22 protein-coding genes are annotated in these 25412 nt (G+C 44.2%); 8 read left to right on the top strand and 14 right to left on the bottom strand.

From position 1 onward, the window contains the following. Positions 1–321: 321 nt before the first annotated feature. The 5 genes from M1D71_RS01955 to M1D71_RS01935 form a co-directional block, all read right to left on the bottom strand. A complete protein-coding gene (locus M1D71_RS01955; RefSeq protein WP_458125022.1) occupies positions 322–495 on the bottom strand; it encodes a Spo0E family sporulation regulatory protein-aspartic acid phosphatase in 174 nt (57 codons plus the stop codon). Positions 496–698: 203 nt separating this feature from the next. Further along, complete coding sequence (locus tag M1D71_RS01950; RefSeq protein WP_458125021.1) at positions 699–2039, bottom strand: helix-turn-helix domain-containing protein; 1341 nt, start codon at positions 2037–2039, stop codon at positions 699–701. A gap of 24 nt (positions 2040–2063) precedes the next feature. Next, positions 2064–3419, bottom strand: coding sequence for a helix-turn-helix domain-containing protein (locus M1D71_RS01945; RefSeq protein ID WP_458125020.1), 1356 nt, complete (start codon positions 3417–3419; stop codon positions 2064–2066). Between the two features lie 30 nt (positions 3420–3449). Further along, the gene (locus M1D71_RS01940; protein WP_458125019.1) at positions 3450–4820 is read right to left on the bottom strand and encodes a helix-turn-helix domain-containing protein; all 1371 of its coding nucleotides are present in this window, start codon (positions 4818–4820) and stop codon (positions 3450–3452) included. 253 nt (positions 4821–5073) lie between these two features. Next, complete coding sequence (locus M1D71_RS01935; RefSeq protein ID WP_458125018.1) at positions 5074–6468, bottom strand: transcriptional regulator; 1395 nt, start codon at positions 6466–6468, stop codon at positions 5074–5076. 266 nt (positions 6469–6734) lie between these two features. Here M1D71_RS01935 and M1D71_RS01930 point away from each other — a divergent pair, with 266 nt between their 5' ends. After that, complete coding sequence (locus M1D71_RS01930) at positions 6735–7859, top strand: LLM class flavin-dependent oxidoreductase (RefSeq protein ID WP_458125017.1); 1125 nt, start codon at positions 6735–6737, stop codon at positions 7857–7859. A 107-nt stretch (positions 7860–7966) separates the two neighbouring features. On the opposite strand, the gene M1D71_RS01925 is transcribed toward M1D71_RS01930, so the two are convergent. Beyond that, positions 7967–8545 (bottom strand): TetR/AcrR family transcriptional regulator, encoded by a 579-nt coding sequence (locus tag M1D71_RS01925; RefSeq protein ID WP_458125016.1) that lies wholly within the window; start codon positions 8543–8545, stop codon positions 7967–7969. A gap of 271 nt (positions 8546–8816) precedes the next feature. Here M1D71_RS01925 and M1D71_RS01920 point away from each other — a divergent pair, with 271 nt between their 5' ends. Further along, positions 8817–10028, top strand: a complete 1212-nt coding sequence (locus M1D71_RS01920; RefSeq protein WP_458125015.1) for an MFS transporter — start codon at positions 8817–8819, stop codon at positions 10026–10028. A gap of 147 nt (positions 10029–10175) precedes the next feature. On the opposite strand, the gene M1D71_RS01915 is transcribed toward M1D71_RS01920, so the two are convergent. Further along, a complete protein-coding gene (locus M1D71_RS01915) occupies positions 10176–10586 on the bottom strand; it encodes a DUF2000 family protein (RefSeq protein ID WP_458125014.1) in 411 nt (136 codons plus the stop codon). Continuing rightward, on the bottom strand, positions 10583–11146 hold the full coding sequence (locus tag M1D71_RS01910; protein WP_458125013.1) for a hypothetical protein: 564 nt from the start codon (positions 11144–11146) through the stop codon (positions 10583–10585). Before M1D71_RS01910 ends, M1D71_RS01915 begins: the two co-directional genes overlap by 4 nt. Positions 11147–11363: 217 nt before the next feature. Between M1D71_RS01910 and M1D71_RS01905 the strand changes: the two genes are divergently transcribed. Beyond that, positions 11364–12605 carry an ATP-grasp domain-containing protein gene (locus M1D71_RS01905; RefSeq protein ID WP_458125012.1) on the top strand — a complete coding sequence of 414 codons (1242 nt, stop codon included), beginning with the start codon at positions 11364–11366 and terminating at the stop codon, positions 12603–12605. A gap of 65 nt (positions 12606–12670) precedes the next feature. Next, positions 12671–13957, top strand: a complete 1287-nt coding sequence (locus tag M1D71_RS01900) for an MFS transporter (RefSeq protein ID WP_458125011.1) — start codon at positions 12671–12673, stop codon at positions 13955–13957. Positions 13958–14119: 162 nt separating this feature from the next. Here the strand turns inward: M1D71_RS01900 and M1D71_RS01895 are convergent, their stop codons facing one another. Then, positions 14120–15181, bottom strand: a complete 1062-nt coding sequence (locus M1D71_RS01895) for an alkene reductase (RefSeq protein WP_458125010.1) — start codon at positions 15179–15181, stop codon at positions 14120–14122. Between the two features lie 155 nt (positions 15182–15336). Between M1D71_RS01895 and M1D71_RS01890 the strand changes: the two genes are divergently transcribed. Further along, positions 15337–16200 carry a LysR family transcriptional regulator gene (locus M1D71_RS01890; protein WP_458125009.1) on the top strand — a complete coding sequence of 288 codons (864 nt, stop codon included), beginning with the start codon at positions 15337–15339 and terminating at the stop codon, positions 16198–16200. Positions 16201–16317: 117 nt separating this feature from the next. On the opposite strand, the gene M1D71_RS01885 is transcribed toward M1D71_RS01890, so the two are convergent. From M1D71_RS01885 to M1D71_RS01870, 4 genes are all read right to left on the bottom strand, one after another. Continuing rightward, the gene (locus M1D71_RS01885; protein ID WP_458125008.1) at positions 16318–18384 is read right to left on the bottom strand and encodes a methyl-accepting chemotaxis protein; all 2067 of its coding nucleotides are present in this window, start codon (positions 18382–18384) and stop codon (positions 16318–16320) included. Between the two features lie 236 nt (positions 18385–18620). Further along, positions 18621–19727 (bottom strand): Glu/Leu/Phe/Val family dehydrogenase, encoded by a 1107-nt coding sequence (locus tag M1D71_RS01880; protein WP_458125007.1) that lies wholly within the window; start codon positions 19725–19727, stop codon positions 18621–18623. Between the two features lie 254 nt (positions 19728–19981). Continuing rightward, on the bottom strand, positions 19982–20611 hold the full coding sequence (gene cdaS, locus M1D71_RS01875) for a sporulation-specific diadenylate cyclase CdaS (RefSeq protein WP_458125006.1): 630 nt from the start codon (positions 20609–20611) through the stop codon (positions 19982–19984). 207 nt (positions 20612–20818) lie between these two features. Further along, positions 20819–22333, bottom strand: a complete 1515-nt coding sequence (locus M1D71_RS01870; RefSeq protein WP_458127134.1) for a DUF6359 domain-containing protein — start codon at positions 22331–22333, stop codon at positions 20819–20821. Positions 22334–22704: 371 nt separating this feature from the next. On the opposite strand from M1D71_RS01870, the gene M1D71_RS01865 reads away from it, so the two are divergent. Both M1D71_RS01865 and M1D71_RS01860 read left to right on the top strand, forming a co-directional pair. Beyond that, positions 22705–22860 (top strand): hypothetical protein, encoded by a 156-nt coding sequence (locus M1D71_RS01865; RefSeq protein WP_167350941.1) that lies wholly within the window; start codon positions 22705–22707, stop codon positions 22858–22860. A 122-nt stretch (positions 22861–22982) separates the two neighbouring features. Further along, positions 22983–23534: a GNAT family N-acetyltransferase gene (locus tag M1D71_RS01860; RefSeq protein WP_458125005.1), complete on the top strand. Its 552-nt coding sequence runs from the start codon at positions 22983–22985 to the stop codon at positions 23532–23534. 118 nt (positions 23535–23652) lie between these two features. Here the strand turns inward: M1D71_RS01860 and M1D71_RS01855 are convergent, their stop codons facing one another. Then, positions 23653–24429: a Crp/Fnr family transcriptional regulator gene (locus M1D71_RS01855; RefSeq protein ID WP_458125004.1), complete on the bottom strand. Its 777-nt coding sequence runs from the start codon at positions 24427–24429 to the stop codon at positions 23653–23655. Between the two features lie 538 nt (positions 24430–24967). Between M1D71_RS01855 and M1D71_RS01850 the strand changes: the two genes are divergently transcribed. Then, positions 24968–25399: a GAF domain-containing protein gene (locus M1D71_RS01850; protein WP_458125003.1), complete on the top strand. Its 432-nt coding sequence runs from the start codon at positions 24968–24970 to the stop codon at positions 25397–25399. The last annotated feature ends 13 nt before the right edge of the window (positions 25400–25412 follow it).

The following is a 25412-nucleotide window of genomic DNA, read 5'->3' as shown; positions in this document are numbered from 1 at the left end:
ATATCCATTTACAATTATAGAACTGTGATATCTTTGAACTTAGAATTTTTATTATAATCATTAATTAAAATATATCTGTATCCTAACGATGTGATCACCTCCGTTTTGAAGGAAACTTTAAGCTTTTCATAAAAACTGAAATAGTAATATAATCGGCCTGAGAAAACCTTATAATATTATGCAAAAAATATTAAAATAGTATTTTTATGAATAAAATACCTATAAAATATTTAAAATCAATCCTCACCGTTCAGATTAGCTAATCAAATCATTTAGCTTCACAAAAAGAATCCATTGAATACGTTTGGATATAATACCATTTTACTTTTTCACATTAATTGCTAAGGTATATCGATTATATTCATTAATCAATTCATCCAATGCTTTGGACTGCTCAAGCACTTTCACATTCGGGATTCCATATTGATCTACCAAGCGACTCAACTCTTGCCGACCTTGCTCGATTTGGTCTTTCAAGATACTCCGTTCTCTCATAGCATGTACCCCTCTAGGACATTCTGGAAAATATTCAATATGAGTAAGCTATTAGTTTCGCTAATGACTACAGGTGCTTTTTAGAACATAATATGTTTTGCATAATATTGTAAAAACAAATCTTTAGAAAAGGCATTGCGCTCTGCTTAATCCTTTATCAAAATACAAAACAGCCTACCTCAAAAGCAGATAGGCTGTTTGTTTTATTTAATATTTATCGTCTTAAATAATTGTGAATACGTCTCTTGCTGGGACAAACTAGCTTGCTGTCTGTAAGTTCCGTATAAATCAACGCATTTTACTGTCATGTGATCGTCTTGGTTCAAAGTTGAAAGAGATAAATTATAAAGTATTATATCTATACCGTTTTGGTAATCTTGTCGATTGCATTTATACTTTGCAAGTTCATAATTAAACAACATATATCTATGAGTTATAATTCGTGAATTGCACCCTCTATCTAAATAAAATCGCTTGATTTTGTCTTCATATTCTTCTAAATCAAACTCAATTTTAAGAGATTGTTCATTAGCAACTTCAATAATATTAATAAAGGCAGTTAACGTTTCCTCAGAGTAAGCTTCCAGGTAATTAAGATACTCATGTATAAATTCTTGATTTCCAGACATTAAATTAATAGTTATACGATTTCCTTGAGCCCATCTCTTAAATTTGGCTATCATAACCCCTTCTTCTTCTGATGGACCAGAAATATCAACTACTCTCTCATAAATATCTGTATATTTTAAAGCCACTGCATATTCTTTACGTGCTTTAAACACACTTGCCTTTAACAGATTCGCATAAGCTTTGTAAGTAATTAAAGGATAAGCCGTAATACGTTTAGCCTCTGCTCGAGACTTAAATCTTAATAATGCATCCGATTTTCTTTCTAATTTTTCTGCCAATGAATAAACCTTTTTCCATAAATCCATTGTACTATATACATTAGCCAGTTCCTTAATCGCATCCAATTGTAATTCTTCATTGAGCTTCTCTACATAAACCTCTAAACGAATTGCTGCATTAAGGTTATCAAACTTTTTTAAATTTATACTAATAAGAAATATACGATATTGGCACATAGCCAACCGTTCAGAGTGCTGATATTTTTCGCATTCAGACACACATTCATACAGAATAAGTGCTGCCTGCTTCATTCCTTTGTTATACAATTCTTCAGCTATTTCAAACAACTCATCAATGTATGAATGATCATCTGTCACATGAGTAATGACTTGTTGAATAACATCCAGCTTGCCAAGCTCAGCACAACGATATATAAACGGTTCTAAGCGTCTCCAATGGGGTGCAGATTCAATAAAATATTCCACACCATACATATCATAAAAGCACCCCTGTTCCAAACCCATTGCAGAGGTAATCCGGTCTAGTTGGTTCATTGAAATAAGTCTGGTTCCTCTGATGATAGCACTTAATGTACCCACATTAATGTCAACAATTTCTGAAAACTGCTGTAGTTTATACCCATTGTCTTTCAAGTATTTATCAAAATAGGAACGTATATTGTGCATCTTCTTCATCGTCCCTTCCCAGATATTTCATTATCAAAAAGTCGGCAAACTTAACTTTTCTACTACATTTTTGTAATTTCTGATCTGTTTTTCATTGGCTTCGCTCCTATACTCCCCGTACAAATCTAAACATTTAATACACATCAGGTCATCTTTACTTGAAGAAGAGAGTTCTAAACACATGAGTAAGGCATCAATCCCAAGTAAGTAATTACGTTGTTTTATTTGATAATATCCCAATTCATAGTAAAAATCTTGATACCCGTGGTTTAACATTTGATCGTTATAACCACCTTTAAAGTGCATGTCTGTATTAAACAATTTGATCTGGTTCTTAAATCTATCTAAAGCAAAGTCAATGTTAAAAGAATACTGATTAGCTGCTTGCAAAATATTAACGAATCCAGCTAATATTTCTGATGGGTTGTTTTCGATATAATCCAAATAAGAATCGATTACATTTTCTTGACCAAGCATTAATTGGGAGGCATATTGATTCCCTTCCCCCCATACTCGGAAAAAATCTATTATTTGTTGATCCTCTTGTGTAGGATTCCCAAGCTCAACTATTTCCAAGTATTTTTCTGTATACTTTAGGACATTTTCATATTCCTTACGGGCATCATAAACGCTTGCTATTAATAAGTGTGCATAGGCTACATATGTAAAAAGAGGATAGGCTGTTAGCCTTCTTTTATTTTTTCGCCTACGAGATTGAATTTTTAATTGGAATTCTGCTTTCCGTTCCAGTTCCCGTGCCCATGTGTCGACCTTGTCCCACAAATGTATCGTCATATACACGTTAGCCAAGTCTTTAATTGCATCCAATTGCACTTCTTCATTTAATTTATCAATATAAGGTTCGAACTTTACTGCTGCATTGAGATTGTCAAATTTACTCAGTGTTTTATGAAGCAAGAAAATGCGGTACTGGCAAAGGGCCAACCGCTCCGAGTGTTGATACTTCTCACTACCGGCCACACATTCATATATAATGAGTGCAGATTCATTGGTGCTTTTATTATAGAGACTCTCTGCCACATTAAATAACTCATCAATATAGGATTGATCATCTGTTACATGAGTAATGACTTGTTGTATAATATCTAGCTTACCAAGTTCAGCACAACGAAATAAATACGGTTCTAATCGCCTCCAATGGGGCGCAGATTCAATAAAACATTCAACTCCATACATTTCATAAAAGTACCCCTGTTCCAAACCCATTGCTGATGTGATTTGGTCTAGTTGATTCATTGACATAAGTCTGGTTCCTCTGATGATAGCACTTAACGTACCCACATTAATGTCAGCTATTTCTGAAACTTGCTGTAGTTTATATCCCTTATTCTTCAAGTGACTTTCAATATAGGAACGTATATCGGACATTGTCTTCATCGTCCTTCCCCAGATGTTTTACTATCGAAAAGTTGGTACACTTAACTTAACTATTAGTTTTATATACTGCTCTTCCTGGGTCTTACTAGCAGAATTTCTGTATTTTCCGTACAAATCAATGCATTTGATACACATTAGATCTTCATTACATGAAGATGAACGTTCCAAGCTAGTAATTAGATGTTCTATTCCCTGTTCAATTTGGTTCTGTTTCAATCTGTATTTTGCTAGTTCGTAGAATAAGCGTATATATCTAAAATTTGATGCCTGTTCGTTATATATTTCTTTTACATGTCTTGCCGCTTTAATTTGATCAATGTGATTTTGGAATCTATTTAATTCATGGTCAATATTAAAAGAGTACTGATTTGCCGCCTGTATAATATAGGCGAGTGCTGTTAAAATTTCGGCATGATTAACATCTAGGTAATTCAAATAACGGTTTAAGCCTTCGAAGTCACCTGATAGTATTTTGTACAAATATCGATTGCCCTCAGCCCAGCCCTTGAATCGATCTATCAATTCTTGCTCTTCCTCTGTTGGATTTTTAACCCCATCCATAATATCCTCATAAACATCTGTGTACTCCAAAGCTTTCATATATTGCTTACGTTCTTCAGATACATTTGCCATGAGCAGATTAGCATAAGCTTTATAAGTAAATAGAGGATAAAAGGCTATTCTTGGTTTTCTGTTCCGTCTCATAGATTGAAGTTGAACTTGGAATTCAGTTCTTAGAATCAATTCATTAGCCAGTTCAAAAACCTTATCCCATAGATTTATCGCGCCATACAAATTAGCTAAATCTTTAATCGCATCCAGTTGTACTTCCTCATTCAATTTTTCGATAAAAGGTTCAAACTTTACTGCGGCATTTAAGTTATTGAATTTATTCAGTGTTTTATGAAGCAGAAAAATACGGTACTGGCATAAGGCCAACCGCTCGGAGTGTTGATATTTTTCACTGTCTGCCACACATTCATACAAAATAAGAGCTACTTCTTTTAATCCTCTAGCAAAAAAGCTTTCAGCTACATCAAATAATTCTTCTATATATGATCGATCGTCCGTTACATGAGTGATGACTTGTTGTATACAATCCAGCTTACAAAGCTCAGCACACTCATATAGATATGGCTCCAAACGTCTCCAGTGGGGCGAAGATTCTATGAAGGATTCAACCCCATAACTCTCATAAAAATACCCTTTCTCTAATCCCATAACAGAAGTAATCTGATTCAGTTGGTTCATAGACATTGGCCTGTTGCCTTTAAGAATGGCACTTAAAGTTCCAACATTAATTCCAGTAATATCGGAAAAATGCTGCAACTTGAGATTCTGCTCTCTCATATATTTCTCAATAAGTACTCTTATTTTAGGTACCAATTCCACTGTCTCACCTCCGTCATTAGAACCACTTATAATTCAATTTCATATAATAAATGTTATTTTAATCCTGTATTTTACATTGGTCAATCTATGAAAATACAAAAAAGCTTATTTCCTCACTCCGAAATAAGCCGATAAAGTATCCATAGTGATCCTTTTTATATATTACAATTTCCCGGTACCATGACCTGATGGTGCATACATCCGATCTTTCACATCAAACTGACTTATAGGGAAATTGCTAATAATCACAACACTACACAAGAGTATAGTTATGATTTTTTTTATTTTCATAATAGCTGTAAACCTCCTCCATTAGATTGCGATAGTTATTTTCTATTTCTTTAGATGCAAAAGACCTGTATCTCTCAAAGAGAGCAATACATTGTATTATGTCATTAGAATTATTAATTCTAATAGCTGAACTCAGACAAGAGACAAGCTTCTGCATTCCTTCTGCGTATCGCTCTCTGTTAAAAAGATACATTGCCAGCTCAAATAAAAGTTTAGAGTATTGGTCATTCTTTATTTGTTCATTGTATCCTTCTGTTAAGGTTTTATCACTCAACATTAGATTAATGGAATTATCAAATTTTAGTAAAATATGATCTATATCCATTTCATAATTATTTGCCGCTTCAATAATTTTAACAAGAGCAGTAAGAGTTTCTCCTTCACTTTGCTCAACCCAAGCTAGATACACGGGGAGAACCTCTTTCTTCCCCATCATCAAATTATATAAGTAGGTGTTGGCCTCAGTCCAACTACTAAACATATCAATATAAAATATATCTTCGTCACTAAAATTTAACACACTAGCTAATTCAGCATTTTTTCTTGTATATAACAGTGCCTCAGTGTACTCACCTTTCCACTCACATGCGGTGGCCTTGAGCAAGTTTGAATATGCCTGATATACAAATAACGGATAAGCTGTAACTCTATCTTCTTTATTCACTTTTTTCTTTGTATACGATTGGATAATTTCAGCTTTCCGTCCTAAATCATCAGCAAGAGAAAATGACTTATCCCAATACCGGAGCGAAGCATACGTATTCGCCAGGTCTTTTATCGCATCCAGTTGTCGTTCCTCATCCAGCCGATTAATATACGGTTCAAAATGTACTGCCGCACGGAGATTCTCATGCTGGTCCTGACCGAGAGATAGCGTGAAGATCCGATATTGGCACAGCGCCAGACGTTCCGAGTGTTGATATTTCTCGCATTCTGCCACACATTCATACAACATCCGCGCAGCCTTCTGCTGTCCACGTTCAAGCATGCCTTCAGCCAATTCGAACAACTCCGAGATATACGAGCGATCATCCGTTACTTCCTGGATAACCCTCTGAATACATTCCAGCTTGTCCAATTCAGCACAGCGCTGCAGGAATGGCTCCAGCCTTCTCCAGTGGGGTGCCGATTCCACGAAACATTCAGCCCCATAAATCTCGTAGAAATATCCTTCTTCCAGCTTCATGCCCTGGGTAATCAGATCCAGCTGTGCCATAGCGATGGGCCGAGTCCCCTTAATGATCGCACTGAGCGTTCCGGCGTTAACCCCCGATATGTCGGCAAAATACTGTAAGGTGTACCCTTGTTTCCTGATGTAGTCCTCAATATATGAGCGTATCGTAGTTGTAGGTTCCATGTATCCCACCTCCACAATGAAAATCCATAATTTTGAATTTATATGATATGCACAATTTTAATCCTAAATTTTACAGCGGTCAATAAAAATCGTGGCAATTACCTTCACATATATGCATCGAAGCATGAAATGAATGTTTGCTTATAGAAAAAATCCATTAGAAGAATTAGAAAGAACGTGATACATTTAATGCAACTTACATATCCTACTATCTCAATAGGATTATACAACACAAAATTATTAATTCAGTTCAAGGAGAAGGTCAGATGAAATTTGCCTTGTTTAGTCTCATGATGAATCTGCCTAATGCAGTAACCGGGGAAGCTCTGACGACTCAGCAGAAATTCCACAATATATTAGAGCAAGCGAAGTTGGCTGAACGACTGGGATTCGATGCCTATGGAATCGGTGAACGACACGGTGCACCGTTTCTATCTTCCTCACCGCCTGTCGTATTAACGGCAATAGCCGCAGCAACCACACGCATCCGGTTACTAACCACCGTCACTGTTCTTAGTATACTTGATCCAGTCCGGGTTGCCGAGGATTATGCCACGTTGGATCAATTATCGGGCGGACGGCTGGACATGATCATCGGGAAAGGCAATGACCCTCGGCACTATCCGCTGTTCGGCATAAGCGAAGAGGAACAATGGGATTCACTCGATGAACGCTACCATCTGCTAAGACGGCTGTGGTCTGAAGAGAATGTAACCTGGCAGGGAACATATCGCCCTCCGCTTGAGGGAGTTACCACGTGGCCTAGGCCACTTCAGCAATCCATCCCGATCTGGCATGGTAGCGCGTCCAGCACTGTATCGACCGAACTCGCTGCCAAATATGGCGAGCCGCTCTTCACGTCGAACTCTTTTCATCCGCAAGCCAAATACAAAGCGTTAATCGATCATTATCGGGAGCGCCTTGATTATTATGGTCATGATCCGCAGCAGGCAGTGATTGGCTCCGGTGCCGGCAGTCTATATCTTGCGGATACCGGTGAAGAAGCTATCCGCCGCTACAAGCCATATTATGAAGCGTTCCATGCCACCGCCGCCGCACAGCATAACCAGTCTCCCTTCACCGATCTGGAGGATAACATCGCACGAGGTCCCGTGTTGATCGGCAGTCCCGAGCAGGTCATTGAGAAAATTCTGGACTATCATGCCGCTTACGGACATCAGGCGCTGAGTATCAGCGTAGATGGATTAACGCATAGCGAGCAGTTGGAGCAAGTGGAGCGTTTTGCCAAGGAAGTGGCCCCTATACTACGTCGTGAACTGCCCAGTTCGGTGTGGAACGAACCCCCGGTGTTAAGCGAGCACTCATCCTCCCTTTCCTCCAACGTTACAGATTCATGGCCCACAGTCATCGCACCTATATTCCAGGTTTAAGTTTCTCCCACGTACAATACACACATGTTCCTTCCAGGGTAATTCCTACGAATTGCCCTCCTCCCTCTTTCTACTTCCTCTCATCGGTATTGTCGCTCTCCCTACATCTACTTGGACTGAATGCCTCCAAACAGGGAATTTAGCAACACCTCTACATAGGAATCATCCATCGCTTCCCCCGTCACTAACATACGATAGAACACCGGCCCATAGATCAGATCAATGTACAATCCAATGTCTACTCCTGCCTTCAATTCGCCACGCTCCACACCCTTCTCCAGAATTCCCCGAGCTTCACGTCGACGTGGTTGGATGTATCTTGTACGGTATTCTTCGGCAAGCCCTGCATCCGACTGCCCTTCCCCAATAATCTGTGTGATGACCTTGCCTTCCCGACTGGTCAAAAAACGAACCAGATTACTCGCATGTATGCGTATATCTTCAGATACCGAACCTGTATCCGGTACTGGCAATCTTGACGTTGCAGCTGACATATATCCGTCCATAATGACGGCGCCTTTGTTCGGCCACCATTTGTAGATGGTGGCTTTGCTCACCTGTGCACGTTCAGCGATCTTCTCGATCGTAACTGCCCCGAATCCGTACTCCAACAACAACTCATACGATGCTGTAAGAATGGCATTCTGGGTTTCCATGTTACGCGGACGTCCTCTTTTGGCAGTCATCTTGAGCCCTCCTGGATGTAAATTAATTCATAGTTCTCATCATCAGTCATATTCTTAAAAACGATACGTTCATTATACTAAACTGCGATGAGCACACACAATTACATCCTCGGCTCACCTTTTATATTCACAAAAAATTTCAACGCCTATTTACAATACTAAACGTTTAGTTTATTATAATTCGTAATTAGTGTACGTAACGTTTAGTAATTGGCGATTTTAATATTACCTGTTTATAGGTACTACTAATTTAGAACTGTGGAGGATGATTATGATGGATATGAGACAACAAGTGAAGAGGGAGCCTGTGCCCACCTGGATTATTTTTTTGCTGGCCTCAGCTTGTGGATTAATCGTGGCAAACCTGTATTATGCTCAGACTGTTATCGGACCGATTAGCATGACCACAGGGCTGTCTTCTGCCGCTGCCGGATTGATTGTAACGTTGACACAGATTGGCTATGTCATTGGTTTGCTATTTATCGTACCGCTCAGTGACATTACGGAGAATCGGCGCTTGGTCGTGCTATTCCTGATCGTACTGGTCGTTGCCCTGATTGCTGCGGCTTTCTCGCCCACTGCTGTTGTATTTCTGACTGCCTCTCTATTCATTGGCATAGGTTCTGTTGTTGCTCAAATTCTGGTACCCTATGCGACATATCTTACTTCCGAAGAACAACGCGGACAGGTGGTCGGCAATGTAATGAGCGGTCTGCTGCTAGGCATCATGCTCGCTCGTCCTGTGGCAAGCTTCATCACCAGCCTCTTCGGATGGCAGACGGTCTTTGTATTCTCGGCTATTGTCATAGCACTTCTGATGTTGCTTCTATCCCGTGCTCTTCCTGCTCGCAAGCCTGAACCCACCTTGAAATACGGGCAATTAATCGTCTCCTTGGGCACACTATTCAGAACGATGCCTTTGTTACGCCGTCGGGCGTTCTATCAAGCCAGTCTGTTTGGTGCTTTTAGTTTATTCTGGACTACGGTTCCACTCAGGCTGGCTAACGATTTCGGCATGTCACAGCAAGGAATTGCCTGGTTCGCACTGGCTGGTGTTGGAGGTGCTATCGCCGCTCCCATCGCCGGGAGACTGGCAGATCGCGGACTAACACGTATTCTGACGGGTGCTGCCATGGTGATTGCTGCTGCGTCATTCGGTCTGGCTTATGTGTTCCAGAACCACTCCACGTTTGCACTGATTCTGCTTGTGATTGTGGCGATCACACTGGATATGGCCGTGTCGGGAAATCTGGTGCTGGGTCAACGCATTATCTATTCGTTAGGAAGTGAAGCGAGAGGACGTGTGAACGGTATATTCATGTCAATCTTTTTTGTCGGCGGAGCTATCGGATCCTCTCTTGGAAGCTGGTCTTATGCGAATGGAGGATGGAGTCTCACAACGCTGATTGGCCTGATCATGCCACTGCTCGCCTTGGTGTATTACTTTACGGAAAAGAAAGCGGCAGTTGTCAGCAATCTATAACGATCCTTTCATATGTAAAGAAGGGCAGAGTGATCTCTAAGATCAGCTTCTGCCCTTATGTTATGTTCATACCCAATTTGACACGATGTGCAGTCGCATCATCACTTGGGCTTTGTCTTATTTTGAGCCTTATTCACCAGGACTTTGTTATTTCATGACACTGAATTTTTTGGTCGCTGCCCTAACTTGATCATCTTCTCCCCAAACAATGACACCTACCACTTTGGTAGCTTCCAATTCCATCGAAGCAATCTCAACTGCATATTGTTCAAAGGCATTGTTGAGCGACTGACCTGTCTGTGAAAAAACAATATGACTCAGTCCATCGCTGCCATCTGAGCAGGACTTGACCAGGTTGATCAGCTGATTCTCCCCAGCCTTCAGAATGACAGTGCTATATCGGATGCCCGCATGCTGAACGCCGCTATGATCCAGCACAGGTTGATCAGCATATAACCCCGGCTCATTCAGGGCTGCTTGTCCCATTAACAGGGCAGCCACATTAGCGGCGGCGCCAGGTTCCAGATTTTTATCCAGTATAATAGCAATTCTCTTCATATGACTGCATTCACCCTCTGTGTATTTTGTGTAAAACATACCCATGGCATGTTGATTCCCTCACGCAACACCTTGTAGGTCACAAGCCCGTAATGATCAGCGCATAGCTGATTCGTGAGCGCAATGGAATTCTCCGTGTTGTGCAGAACCTTTCTACAGGCTTCGGGGTTGGACGATACGGTGCTGTTCTCTCTATAGGTTGTATCAAGTTCAGATAACAAGTATGTGGTTGCTGGATGATGATAGATAATATCGATGTGATCTGGACATACCGCATGGTATCCGGATAGAACCAGCGCAGGAATCTTTTCAACAAAGCTCTCAGACACCGCTAGTTCAGAATCCATGATGAAGCTGTTGAGCTTGGGATACGCCCCGGGGACCAGCAGGCAGGAAATGATCCCTGATCTCAAGTCTTCCGCAGCCGCTTCAAATTCGGGGTATGGCTTGATTCGTTCCGAGTTGCCTAGCTTCTTCGCGATATGCATGCTGCAAGTCAGGAATCCTTCATCGTCTCCCAGCGTTCCCAGTATGGCATATTTCTCTTTAACGATCTCCATTTATTTCTATTTCCTCCTTTTTATTTCTAATCCGCTAAAGATCGTATACCAAAAAATCCCTATTGTCAATTAACACTTTAACGCAACATAAATATGTATTTTGGTTCATATTTTTAACTAAAAGGTGTATTCAAAATGGAAAATATTGAGCTATAATGTTATGAAATGAATTTTTACTATTTTTATCATTTTGCTGAAAGGGGATATACGAGAACGTATGAAAACGATTGTATACATATCTGATTTCAGGCTACCTACCGGATTAAACTTCGTTAAACCGTTGCAGAAATTGGCGGATCACAAGAAAATTCTGATTATTGAACGGTACAATCTGCATCATGCCGAGCGGCTCCAGGATTTCTTTGATGAAATTAGGTATGTTGATCATCTTGAATCTGTGGATGCCATTCGGGAGCATATGATCGAGATTCGTGAAACCCATTCCATCACAGCTTTGTTAACGCCGGGTGAGAATGCCATTGAGATCGGTGGTCAGCTCCGCTCCGAATTCGGGATCCCCGGTATGCAGCGCAATCAGGCTGAGGCTGTTCGCAACAAATGGATCATGAAACAAATGCTGCATCAACGCGGAATTCGGACCTCTGAAATTGCAATTGCTCTACATGAACAGGACTATATTCGTTTCACTGCTGTACACGGCTTCCCGATTATTGTGAAGCCACTCAGCGGATATGGAAGTATCAATACGTTCAAATTATCCAGCATGGATGAACTGACACATTATCTACACCATACAAGACAAGCACAGCAAAGGGATTTGCTGGAGGAATTCATCCACGGAACGGAGTTTCATTGTGATTCCATTGTGTCTAAGGGCAAGGTTGCATTTGCATCCGTTTCCCAATACTTGTATAACTGCCTGGATATTGCGACGAAGCAGAAACCTCCGGCCAGTATTACGTTCCCTGAAGGCACGGAAGCTGATTTTATCCATCACATCAAAGAACTCAATGAACGGGTCATTGCTGCCTTGGGTATCAATCAATCCGTAACACATGCCGAACTTTTTCTGACTCCGGAAGGAGAAGTGGTGTTTGGAGAAATTGGTGCAAGAATCGGGGGATCGCATGTCATGCCTCCTTGTATCAAGAACACCCATGGCGTTGATTTCTTCGAAGCCGTCACTGATCTGGAAGTTGGAATATATGAATTTAAGCAACAGGAGACGAGCCATAAATTCACAGGCATGATCTGCTTCCCTTCACGCGCAGGGGTAATTCAACACATATCCGGAATAGCGGATTACGCGGATATCCCTGGCATCGTTGAGTTCAATGTATCCTATCAAGTGGGGCAACGCGCAGGGGACGTAAACGATACCATGACCCGATCAGGGTATGCTATCGTGGAGGGTGATTCGTTCGAGGAATTGCGTCAAACCCTGCTGGATATGTACAATCGCTTCAAGATTGAAGTGACGGTTGCTGAAACCGTATAAGATGTACGGATATCCTTACCGTTTTTGGTCTGGAGTGACGGTTACCTTGGGGAGGGCTGGAATTATTGTCGTTATTCAAAACCTACGCGGGTCTGAGCCGCGATATCTATTATCTCTGTTTAGCCAGAACGATTAACAGCACGGGAGATTTTGTATTCTCCCTGATTACCTTGGTGCTTACGTTGCAGATGGGCATGGATGTGGTCAGTGCAGGGATTTTTGTGTCCATGGCAGCCCTGATTAGCGGACCCGGTGTACTTCTCGGCGGCTATTTAAGCGATCTTATGGGCAAAAAAACAATTATTGTCATCGGGCAACTGTTGTCTGCCATCATGATTATAAGCTGCTCTTTTTGGTCAGGCACCATTACAGTTGGTTATCTTCTGATTGCAGTCATGTTCTTCATCAGTATTACCCGGCCTGCTTATAATGCACTAATTATTCAACTGTGCACGGAGGAGAAAGAGCGAAAGTCCGCCTTTTCCCTCATGTATCTGGGGGCCAATCTGGGTATAGCCATCGGACCACTGGTCGCCGGTTTTTTTATCAAGGATCATGTCAACATTGTCTTTATAAGTATCGGTACCGTGTTTCTGATATCTACCTTTATTATCATCAACCAGGTTAAGATCGGCACACGCAAGGAATTGGCATCAACAAGCAGCGAACATACTGGACAACAACAAGAACAACAATTATCGAGCCAACTACCTTCGCCGTTATTCAGACTCCTGTTGAAAAATCCACTCGTTGCCTTCTTCATCGTCGTGTCATTCCTTAACTATTTTATCTATATGCAATACTCATTTAGCCTCCCACTCCAGATGAATCACTCGTTTGGCGAGAACGGGGCAGCATATTACGGCTCTGTCATGACCATTAATGCCATTAGCGTCATTATTCTTACCACCGTGATCCTGTCCGCTACACGCACATTAACTGCCCTAAACTCCATAGCCACAGGCGCACTCTTCTATGGAATCGGATTTGGAGCATTGAACCTGTTGGGTTACTTCCCCCATTTTTCCATCGTCGCCTTATCCACGGTGCTGTGGACCATTGGAGAGATTCTCGTGCAGACCAATATCAATCTGTATATTGCTTCGCGTGTACCCGATACACATCAGGGACGGTTTAATGGCTTGTTGTTATTCGTAGGCTGCCTGGGTTACACACTTAGTCCATATTTAACAGGCATTTTCATCAAAAGCATGGACATGGAAAGTGTATGGATCATTATTCTGGCTTTCAGTGTGTTCTATGCGTTGTGTATGATCATTCTCTGGTATATCGAAAAAAGCTCAACCAAGAAAAGCGAAACAGAGCCACTTGATTTCTCAAAGAGCATCTAAACTTCGGGTCTACATCGTCCGCAAGTGGCTATAGCACGCAAGATAGAATACCCAGAACTGTTCAGTACGGAAAATACATGACTTTGAATACGTTCCTTTTCATAAGTAAACAAAGGGCTGAGCGATCCATAGGATCGGCTTCTGCCCTTTGTTTCTTTATGTTCACACCAAAACAGGCAAATGGGCATTGGCATCATACTCGATCAACGGCTTACCCTCATGTAATCTCTGCACCAGATCTGGATTGGCGATAAACGGTCTACCGAACGCAGCCAAATCTATGATTCCCTTGCCAATAGCGTGCTCCGCGGTCTGAACATCCAGATCACCCACACCAATGATGGTGCCATCCCACCGACTTCGAATCCGCTCGTGAAAGGACTGCTCCCCTTCCCACGCTTTCTCATAATGATCTGTCGAGGGGTGCAAGATCGTAATTCCCGTCTCGCGGAACAAGTTCAGATATGCATTGATCATTCCAGCTTGGTCTGCCCATGCATAGGATGCATCATCGTCCTTTTTCTCGGAGAATCGTACCGATATGCGATCCACACTGATTTCTTTTTTCACAGCCAAAATAATATCCCGGAGGAACCTCAATCTGCCCGCAGTGTCGCCTCCGTATTCGTCTGTTCTGTGGTTGGTCTTCTCATTGATAAACTGGTCGATCAAATACCCATGCGCAGCATGAAGCTCGATCCCATCGAACCCTGCCAGAACCGCATTGCGAGCAGCCGTTTGAAAACAATGAATCGTATCCGCTATATCCTGTGCACTCATCGCTTGGGGCACCTGATACGGCTTATGCAGCTTATGAACTTTTCCCTCTGCCGCAAGGCTTGAAGGTGCCAGTGGGGTTGTTCCGATCAGATCGGAGTGGGACAACCTGCCGACATGCCACAGCTGAGCAATAATGGTTCCGCCATGTCTGTGAACAGCATCCGTTACCCTTTTCCAAGAAGCCGTCTGTTCATCTGTATATAGACCGGGGATGCCATAGGTACCTTTGCCTGCCAGATTCGGGTTAATGCCCTCGGTAATGATAAGTCCCACACCATCTCGCGCACGCTGCTCATAATATGCTACCATCTCATCCGTCACGGTCCCCTCCTGATCATCAGCAAAGCCCCGGGTCAACGGAGCCATCACAATTCGGTTCCTTAATTCCCATTGATGAATCGTCACCGGGCTCAATAATGTTGAACGTGTATTCATTTTATTCATGTCATATCCCTACTCTCTTCGTCATTAAGGATATTGTAAGGCGGCCCTGATATATCGTAAAATGATTGAAATATATAGTTGTATCTCTCATAGAGATACCTAACATCAACATCTGCGAAAGTAATGAAGTTAATCCACGTTCAGGAGGATACAGCATGGAACTTTCCGATATCGATATTGTTCTCGCGGTAGCACGTTCAGGCAAAATCTCACAGGCCGCCAAAGAACTGAATTACGCGCAATCCAATGTCACCACACGCATCAAAAAACTGGAGCAGGAATATCAAATACAGCTATTCAACCGATTTCCCAAAGGCGTTGTACTGACCTCCAAAGGAGAGCAGTTTGTCCAATATGCGACACAGATTCACAACCTTTTGCACGATCTGAAGCAGGATATGACCGATCCAGGTGAGCCTGCTGGCACACTGAAAATTGGCATTGTGGAAACGGCGGCATCCAGCCGCTTTATGGAGATTCTGAATGAATATCAAACAACCTACCCGATGGTATCCATCTCACTCGTTAACGCCACTTCACCCAAAGTACTGCGCAAGAAAATACAGGACGATGAGATTGATGGTGCCTTTATCAGTGGGGCTTGTGTGAAGGAAGGACTGAAAGTGGAATACGAGATGCAAGACACGGTGCATATCATATCCAAACAGATGGACACACCACCCGAAAGTCTGTGCCAAGTATCTTGGGTTGTTTTCCCCGAGGGCTGCCCCTATCGTGAAATGACCGAAGGATTTTTGCAGGAAGAGGGGCTGTCCGCTCGTAATATCATCGAAGTGAGTACGATGGAAAACCTGCTCAGCTGTGTGGAGTCTGGAATTGCTTTTACCATTATGCCGTGCAATGTTATTCACAAAAGACCAGATCATTTCTCTGTATTCGACTTAGCCGAGCGATTCACACATACTACAACCACCTTTGTTCGCGGTGAGGGTCGTTATGTCAGCAGTGCGCTCGATCAATTCGTGAAGCTGCTGAACCAGAAGTGCATTACGTTCTGATATAGGTACCCTAGCCCCCTCTTCAACTTATTGAACTTAGAACATATGAAATAAAAGCAAAAGGCACTCATAATGAGTGCCTTTTGTTTTTATTTCCACTATACATTCAACTAACGCTTATTCCACCTTGAATCGCGCAGCCGATTCTGCTAGCTTTTGCGTCAATTGATCGATCGTATCGACCATGTTTGCCAACTGCTGTACCGTCGAGGACTGCTCCATCATGGTTGCCGTTACTTCCTCCACCGAAGCAGATACCTGCTCACCTGAAGCGGACAAACTGTGGGCTGACTCCAGTACGTCATCCTTGTTCTGCAACATCTCTTGCATCTGTGCTGCCATCGTGGCGATTTGTTGATTGATTACCGTTACTTTCTCCAGAATCATATCGAACGCCTGACGAGTCTGCAAGACAAGCTCATCCTGTCTGGACGAGATGGTGTGAATTTCCGCAACACTTTGGTTGTTCTCGGCTACATCGGCCAGATTCTGCTCGATGATGCTGGAGATTTCCTTGGACTGGCGGGAACTCTGCTCTGCCAGATTGCGAATCTCTTCGGCTACAACTGCAAATCCTCTGCCATGTTCTCCAGCCCGTGATGCTTCAATGGAAGCATTCAATGCAAGCAGATTGGTCTGCTTGGCAATCTGGCTGATGGCTTCCGTGATCTGATTAATACTGCCCGAACTCGTTTGAAGTTTGAGCGTAATCTCCGAGATTTTCTCTACTTCCCGTTCGTTCACCTCATTAATACGCATCAATTCATTGACGACTTGATTCCCGTTGTGGAACACAGATTCGATCTCATCTGCTCTCGCCTTCACATCCTGGGCACTGCTGTTCATGGCAGCCACTTTATCACCGAAGCTGTTGAATTTGCCTGCAATCTGCTCGGTATCTTCGGATTGGGCCTCCATCGCCTTCGCGATCCCCATGGACGTCGCTGATGTCTCATCAATGGATCTTGCCGTCTGTCTCGATGTTTCCTCCAGCTCCTGAGTGCTGGCTTGAAGAACATGGATCGAACTATTCATATCGCTAATCAGGTTTCTGTTCTGCTCCACCATGCCATTGAAGCTCTCCGCCAGGTCCTTGAATTCGCTGTTATATCTACCATTGGCCTTGACGGTCAGATTCCCTTGAGCAAGCTGTTGGAACAGCCCGATCAGACGAACGATAGGTCTCGTAATACTACGAGAGATCAATAACCCTACGCCAATAGCCAGAACAATTCCGATCAATGTTACGATAACCATCTGGCGCTGCATATCCTCTAATGGACGTTTGATATCATCATAATCGTCTATGATTACCACGGAGAGATCTGCGCCAGGAATCTGATTGATACGATAGTAGATGTCATCTCGATCCATCGAAGTGATTTTCACTTTATCGGTGGCTCTGGCCTCCATAAGTTCCATGGCGTCCTTGTCCTCTTCCAGCGTTTGTCCCACAACGGAAGGGTCCAGTGAATCATACATGATGATGCCGCTACGACTCAGCACTTCAACTCTGCCTTGACCATTAATCTTAATGTCTCTAAGTTGTCCCAGGAAGAAGCTGCTGTCCACCGACATGGCGAACACACCCAGTATATTCCCCTGTTCATCGGTGATAGGCTCTGAGAATGCAATAATAAGCTTCTTGCTAGTCTTAGAGACGACCGCGTCACTGATGAAGGATTTCCCCTGTATGGACTCCTTAAAATATTCCCGATCTCCCCGTGACTGCCCAATGACATCCGGCATGGTTCCCGCCACCATGGTTCCTTCCTTGTCAAACACGAACAGGTCCGGCTTGGTGCCTGCCGTGTTGGATATACTGTCGGTGAGAATCGTATTCGCTCTATTGAAGTATGGATTCTCATCTGTAAAAAAGGTTTCATCTGTCATTTCGTTGGTATCACGCAACTGCAAGAGTTCTTTGAACGTGTTATGTACGGATATCGCATGACTCATCTGTTGTTGAAGCTGCATGGCTGTCCATATCCCTTCCCCAAGGCGGTCTGCCATCACATTAATCTCATCTTTGCTTTTCCTGACCACTACATCAGATGAAATCATATAACTTGTGGTCGTTGCACCAAGCAGAACCAAAACAACCAATACACTGATCATGATGGGCAACTTGATTTTAAGCGACATATTTCTGAGCTTATAACCTATTCCTTGTCTCTTTCCCATTTTTCACTTTCTCCTCACTTCCCTGAACCATTTCTATCGTAACGATGTATATTCATTATCGGAAAGATGCACAGAGGAATTGATCAATTAGGGAGATATTGCCACTGTTTTTCTTTGTTATGTTCTGACAGCAACACAAAAAAACTGCCTATCAGATCGACAACATCCAATTCCGGAATGGATTTTGCCGATACTTAACAGACAGTTTTCAGAATTACATGATGAATGGATTACGATTACTTGCGCAATCTCCGGGAACTCAGCACGTGATGACCATTCTGCAGGAATGTGCTGCGTGTATTCTTCATCTGCTCGATCCGCCGCTCAGCCAGACGATCTGCGGCAACATAGGTTGCGATCCCCTCCGTGCGCGAGCTTTCGAATATTTTCTCCAGATTGGTGTAGATCCCTCCGATCTTGCTCCACGCCCGATCTGCATTATAACCGTGCAGCTCATCTGCGATATTAATCACGCCTCCCGCATTGATAACATAGTCAGGCGCGTATACGATGCCCATATCATATAATTGATCTCCATGACGGGTCTCCAATAGCTGATTATTGGCACAGCCCGCTACCACCTTCGCCTTGAGCGTCTTGAGCGTATCATCATTAATCGTACCGCCCAGCGCACATGGTGCATAGATATCACACTCCACACCGGTGATGTCTGCGGGATCAACAGCGGTCGCGCCGAAGCGATCCACAGCCTGTTTCACCGAGTCCTTATGGATATCCGTAACAATCAGACGTGCACCTTCCTCATACAGATATTTGCACAGATGCATCGCGACATTGCCCACACCTTGGACCGCTATTGTTTTACCTTCCAGCATATCCGTACCAAATGCCTCTTTGGCTGCTGCCTTGATCCCGCGATATACACCCCAGGCAGTTGCAGGCGATGGATTACCCGATGAACCATAGCTCGCCGAGATGCCTGTCACATAATCGGTTTCCTGATAGATCAGATTCATGTCCTCTTCCGTCGTTCCCACATCTTCGGCCGTGATATAACGTCCGTTCAGCCCTTGAATGTACCGGCCAAAAGCCCGAAACATCGCTTCATTTTTGTCACGCCTTGGGTCTCCGATAATGACGGTTTTACCGCCGCCCAGATTCAGGCCAGATACCGCATTCTTATATGTCATACCGCGGGCAAGGCGCAGGGCATCTTCAATGGCTGCTTCTTCCGAAGCGTATGTCCACATCCGCGTGCCTCCCAGCGCAGGGCCGAGTGTTGTGTCGTGTATGGCGATTATTGCTTTTAACCCTGAATTTCGATCCTGGCACAGAACCAGTTCCTCATAATCGTGATACTCCATTGCTTCAAACCAACTCATGTGCTAACCGTCTCCTCCAACCATTTTTGCGATCCAATCAACATTGTTCTCTATTTATTTACCATCCTCTATTGTACCCACGAATACCCATTTTGTGCAAAATCACATCACAATGTCAGAGAAGCATCGGTCGATATTTCTCGTATGGCGGGAGCAAAGCTATCGAACTTCAGATTATAATTTTATCGTCTATCAATAGAAAAACCTCTCTCCCTTACAGGAAAAAGGTCTACTTCCCACTGAATCGTTCACATTTAAGATAGTGTCTCAACCACATTAATTGGATGCAGATCTCCTTCCACCGCAAATGAGGCCTGTCCCGTCTCTTCGGAGACAACCAGTACAACGGCGTCCGTCAATTCACTTAATCCAAGCGCAGCCCGATGACGGGTGCCTATCTTTCGTTCATGCACTTCCGCCTGGGATAAAGGCAACACATTACCAGCGGATACAATCTGATTGCCACGAATGAGAACAGCCCCGTCATGCAGAGGCGCACCGGGGATAAACAGCGATTCCAGCAACGCATGCGTCACTCTTGCATCCACAGCCACGCCTGAGTGAATGATCGACTCCAACGGAACTTTCCGTTCAATCACAATCAGCGCACCATATCTCCGGTCAGAAAGATGCTGTACGCTCGATGTTAATTCGGCAAACTTCTCGGTAAAGGGCGACAGATAACAATCCAGATAAAAAGAAGAGGCGAGCACCTCGATCTGCTTAATCTCCGCTCGGATCTCTGCAAACTGCCCCAACAGACAGACACTGTCATTGTCAAAACGGGATAACGTCATGTTCATTCGATCCGCCACACGATGCAGGTCTGCCTTGAGCTTCTGCCTCATCGATGAACTGTCACAGTCTGCTTGCTGAGTCATCATTCGCCGCCTCCTCTGGTTGGGTTGGGCTTCACGCCGCATTAATAGTACCCATACCTTCCCCTCCAGAGCAGGTATTTATGCAATGGCAGGGCTGTAGGAGCTAGTCTTCGTGATTGTAACGGGTATAACAAGCAAAAAAGAGCCTGTCCGCAAACCTCCACGGTCAGACCCTATTCGCCTAATGATTTGATGTCCTGTTTATTTCACTTATTGCGCTTTACCGTATGAACCTGTCTTAAATGTAGTCGGGTCATACCATTTGTACCCTGCCGCAGGTGTAGCCCATGGTTCAAGTTGCGGCTCGGTGGACGCGGCCGGAGCTTCCATAGGAAGCAGGCTTGTTGCCGTATCCAATGTCAGTCCAGGCACTTGTGCCAGACTGGTATAGCTCTCTTTGACTGCGAGCCATTTCACGGTATTCACGAGGAAAGTAGCATCATCCACTTCTTTGAATCCATCATAGGTTTTCTTGGTAGCGCCAGTCTCTTCACGCAAATATTTCGGAGTAGCATCTTCCACAGGTGAAGAGTCGCCAATAAATGCAGCTTTGCCCGCACCGATCTTCGCAATGGCAGCATAGGCACCTTCAGCTCGTCCACCACCATTGTATACGCCCTGATCCACGGCATTGCCCCACTTGGACACGCCACTTGGTACATACACCAATCCTTTGGCCTTGTTCGGATCCATAATTGCAATGGTTGATCCGGCATGCATGGCTACAGAATTAACCCCAGCCGTAATACCGAAGGATTGTGCAGGTGCAACGATATCCGATGCATTCGCATCGCCGAGAGAATTATAGCGGAAACGAACACCAAAGTTGGTCGCGAGCCAGTCTGAGCTAATTACCCCTTGCATGGCAGGTGATTCCGCTTCGGCCGACGACATGCCTTTGGCTGGATTCAGGAAGGCACCACGACGATAACCGTTGAATACTTCGGAAGAATCCCAGCGGTTTTTGTTGCGGTCTGCATTATAGTGATCGGAGATGAAGAAGATACTTCCTCCGTTCTGTACATACTGCACGAGCGCAGCCTGCTCTGTTGCCTTGAACGGCACGTTGGCTTCACCAATGATGAAGACGTGGTAATCTTTCAATTTATTATAGGTGATGGCTTGCTCACCAAATGTATACGGGATACTGCGTTCCAGCTGATCCACTGCAAAGCCTGCGTTTCGCAAACCGTTGGCAAAATCCGAAAATGCCCCGTCGATAATCCAGTCGGCAGCACCTGCTGTCTGGGCGTGGGTATTATCGAACAATACTTTCTTGCCAGTACCGTCCGGCAGTGTTGTCCCCGGGTTCGGTTCTGGATCAGGATTGGTTGTTCCGGAGGAAAGCGTGATGGAAGTTGGATTTTTGACTCCTGCATAGCTGTTATAGGCACCCAAGGTTCCGGTTACGATGATCTTTTTGCCTACAAGACTCGGGTTGGAAGCCAGTCCATATTGCGAACGGAAAGATGCGGAAATCTGTACATCCAATAATCTGGCGTTGGTCCGCTCTGATGCTGAATCTGCAATCAGAACATTAAAATCATTGGCATACGGAGATGTAAATTTCGCGGTAAGTGACCCGGTAGCATGTCCAACAATGATCCCTTCAACCGTCGCCGTTCCTCCACCGCTCTGGGCAGCGATGGCCTGAGATACCGTAAGTGGTGCTGCAGCTTGTACCGGACTCTGTGAACCCGGCCCGAGCAATGCGGTTGCCATCATGATAAAGACCAGGAATGCCCCGATCCAGTGCTGCCATAACGCCTTCTTCATATTCCCTTTCTCCTCCTCCAAATTACCTGATAATGGGTTATCCTCCTTTAATTTAATGGTTCATATGCTGAATTCCTCTTTCTTTTTGTAAAATTGTTGCAAAAGTTTAGAAATTGAGTCTATTTGCCCATGTGCTGTGGATGAGCCTTTTTTCTGAAAAAAGTTAAATTCGTTACGGACTTGGGATTGCATTTTTCCGTCGTTCATTGCATAATAAGTATATAACTGTGATAATGATTATCATTATTGGACCTGTCTCTATGTACCTGTCTACTGTATATGATTTTACGATTTTATAGATAAAGGGGAACGAACATCGAATGAATACACCTCTGCAAAAGGCTGACCTGCAGCTTGACGATTATTTGGATCTTCTGAACCTGGCAACCAATCTGGGTGATACGAAATGGCAAAAGGAAATTATTCGCAAGCTGGCGTATACGTATCCCGCAGTTCAATGTAAACAACCGCAATAGCATTCGACATATATCATAGATACACAGCATAGCTCATGACCGATTCTTTCGTTGAATCCGTTACGGGCTATTTTGTTGTACAATGTACAGTAAATTATTCCAACGTGAAGGAGTGAATAACGATGCAATTGGAGACCGACAGACTGATCATCCGAGAGATTCGGGAGACGGACTGGGAGAGGATTCATGCCTATACCTCCATGACGGAAGTTACACAGCATACAGCATGGGGACCGAATACCGAAGAGGATACACGAGCATACGTGCAGTTTGTGTTGGACATGCAGCAGGCACAACCAAGAGAGGGGTTTGAACTTGCGATATGTTTGAAAAGTGACGGGGCTCTCCTCGGCGGAGTAGGTATTCACGTTATGGAGAAAACCAATGCAGAGATCGGTTACGTCCTCCATCCCGCTTACCAAGGAAAAGGTTATGCCGCCGAGGCAGCCCTCGCTATACTGGATTTTGGTTTCAACGAACTGGGCATTCACCGGATTTACGCCAAATGTCGCCCGAACAACACAGCTTCGGAAAATGTCATGAAGAAGATTGGTATGCAGCGAGAAGGTCTGCTGCGGGAGCACTGGTTCTACAAAGGTTCCTTTCATGACTCGGTGATCTATTCGATTCTCGCCAGGGAATATGTCGGCCAATGGAGACCAAATGCTACATAGTTAATTTTCCGCATACATCAAAAAAGCTGACACCGATTATACGGATGCCAGCTCTTTTTATCATTCTCCGTAACGACCCCAATCGCCAATGGAGGTACAAACCCGGAATAAGCTATTTTTACAACCGGCACAGCTCTACTGGACAGCTTGGGAATGTCGGACATCCACACATGCAGCGCAGGGCTGCCAGATCCCGAATCATCAGTTTGCCATCCATCATATCCAGCGTACCTTGTTCTTTCCATGCTCCCAGCATCCGCGTTACACTCTCCCGGGTAGCTCCAATCATCTCGGCAAGTTCGGTATGGTTCAACTTCATATCCAGCACGATGCCATCCGGTGTAGCCTTACCATACGAGTTGCTGGCACGGATCAGTGTCGAAGCGAGGGCACCCGCCTTGCCATAGAGCAGCAAATCACGGAATCTCGACTGGGTAATCCGCTGCGACAGGGCCATCCATTGCAAGAATTTCAAGGCCAGATCGCCATGTTTGCTGAGTATACTTTCCAGATCGCCAAGCGAGATAATGGCCAGTTCCCCTTTTTCCGCCATCTCTGCACTATAGCTATGATTCAGTCCGCCGATGCCGCCGAACTCACCGATGAGATCGCCGCTTTGCTGAATCGATAGGATAATTTCCTTGCCATCCTCCGTCGACTTGGTCATTTTCACTCGTCCCGTACGAATGTAGTACAGATATCCGGCTTCATCGCCTTCGAGAAAGAGACTATACCCCGACTTTACCCGTTTGGGTTGCATTTTCGCTTCAATCAGGTCCCATTGCTCAGGTGTAACGAACGAAAGGATTCCGCCTGTTTCTCGTGTCATTTTGCCCGCCTCCGTTTGTTTCTGCTCTGTTCTTTGGGTTGTTCTTTCCACAAATACTGTACCCATAACCTTCGTCCCCCTCGGTGATTCCTTATGTATACATCATATCGCGAAAGTAGCTTCAGGGTTATCGGGGGATTACCTGATCATTAACGAGAAACTCCCTGAATTTGCTGTGAGAAAAGTCACATTTCACTGATATGCCCCATCCATCGCATTTCTTCAATCCCTTGCTGTACCTGATTCAGGAGTCCTCCACTGCCCAGGTTCAGTAAATTATAGAACGGAAATAGGGGTTTTCCCTGAATTACAATGTACGAGAAAGGGTCTACAATAGAACTAACATCGTAATACCCTTACTTTAAGTGCGTGTTCAAAAAGAACGGTTTTCAGTACCGAGAAGATGGGATGAAGCTAGAAATGGAGTAGCGGAGCGTAGGGAAAACTACGTGAGTAACGGACATTTCGGCTGAGTTCCATATTCGATGCTGATGATGCCGCTAGGCATCCTTCGTAATCAAAAGCGGACTTTTTGAACAACCTCTGTTAATGATAATGATTACACGTTATGTACGCTATAATCCGAAAAAGGAAGTGTCCTCTCATGCATGATGAACTGTCATCTGGCATTCAGGAGATGATTGACGGCCTGCGCCTGAACACATCCAGCGACTTCTGTGGACTTGCCTGTTTGAACGGGACAATGCTACGCTGGAAGTATACCTCTGGGGCTAGTAATGAACGGGTGAAACGCATGGAAATGCGTCCCGGACAAGATCTGGTAGGCACAGCCCTTCGGACTGGGCGCACAGCCCGATCCGATGCACAATCCACAGGGGAGCATACCCCCGGTCGCTGCCCGTTAATGCTTGCTGAGCGGCTGGTAAGTGCCATAGCGGTACCTGTGTTTCAGGAAGGAAGCGTGCCTGGGGCCGTGCTGCTCGTTGGCAGCAGACTGCCTTGTACCTTTTCACCGAATATGATCCGGCAGACCGAACAAGTCGCTCTACATCTGGAGCCGCACGTATATGGATAAAAAGTTTGTACTA

Source organism: Paenibacillus sp. Z3-2 (genome assembly GCF_054161325.1).
This window is presented reverse-complemented; position numbering and strand designations above follow the sequence as displayed.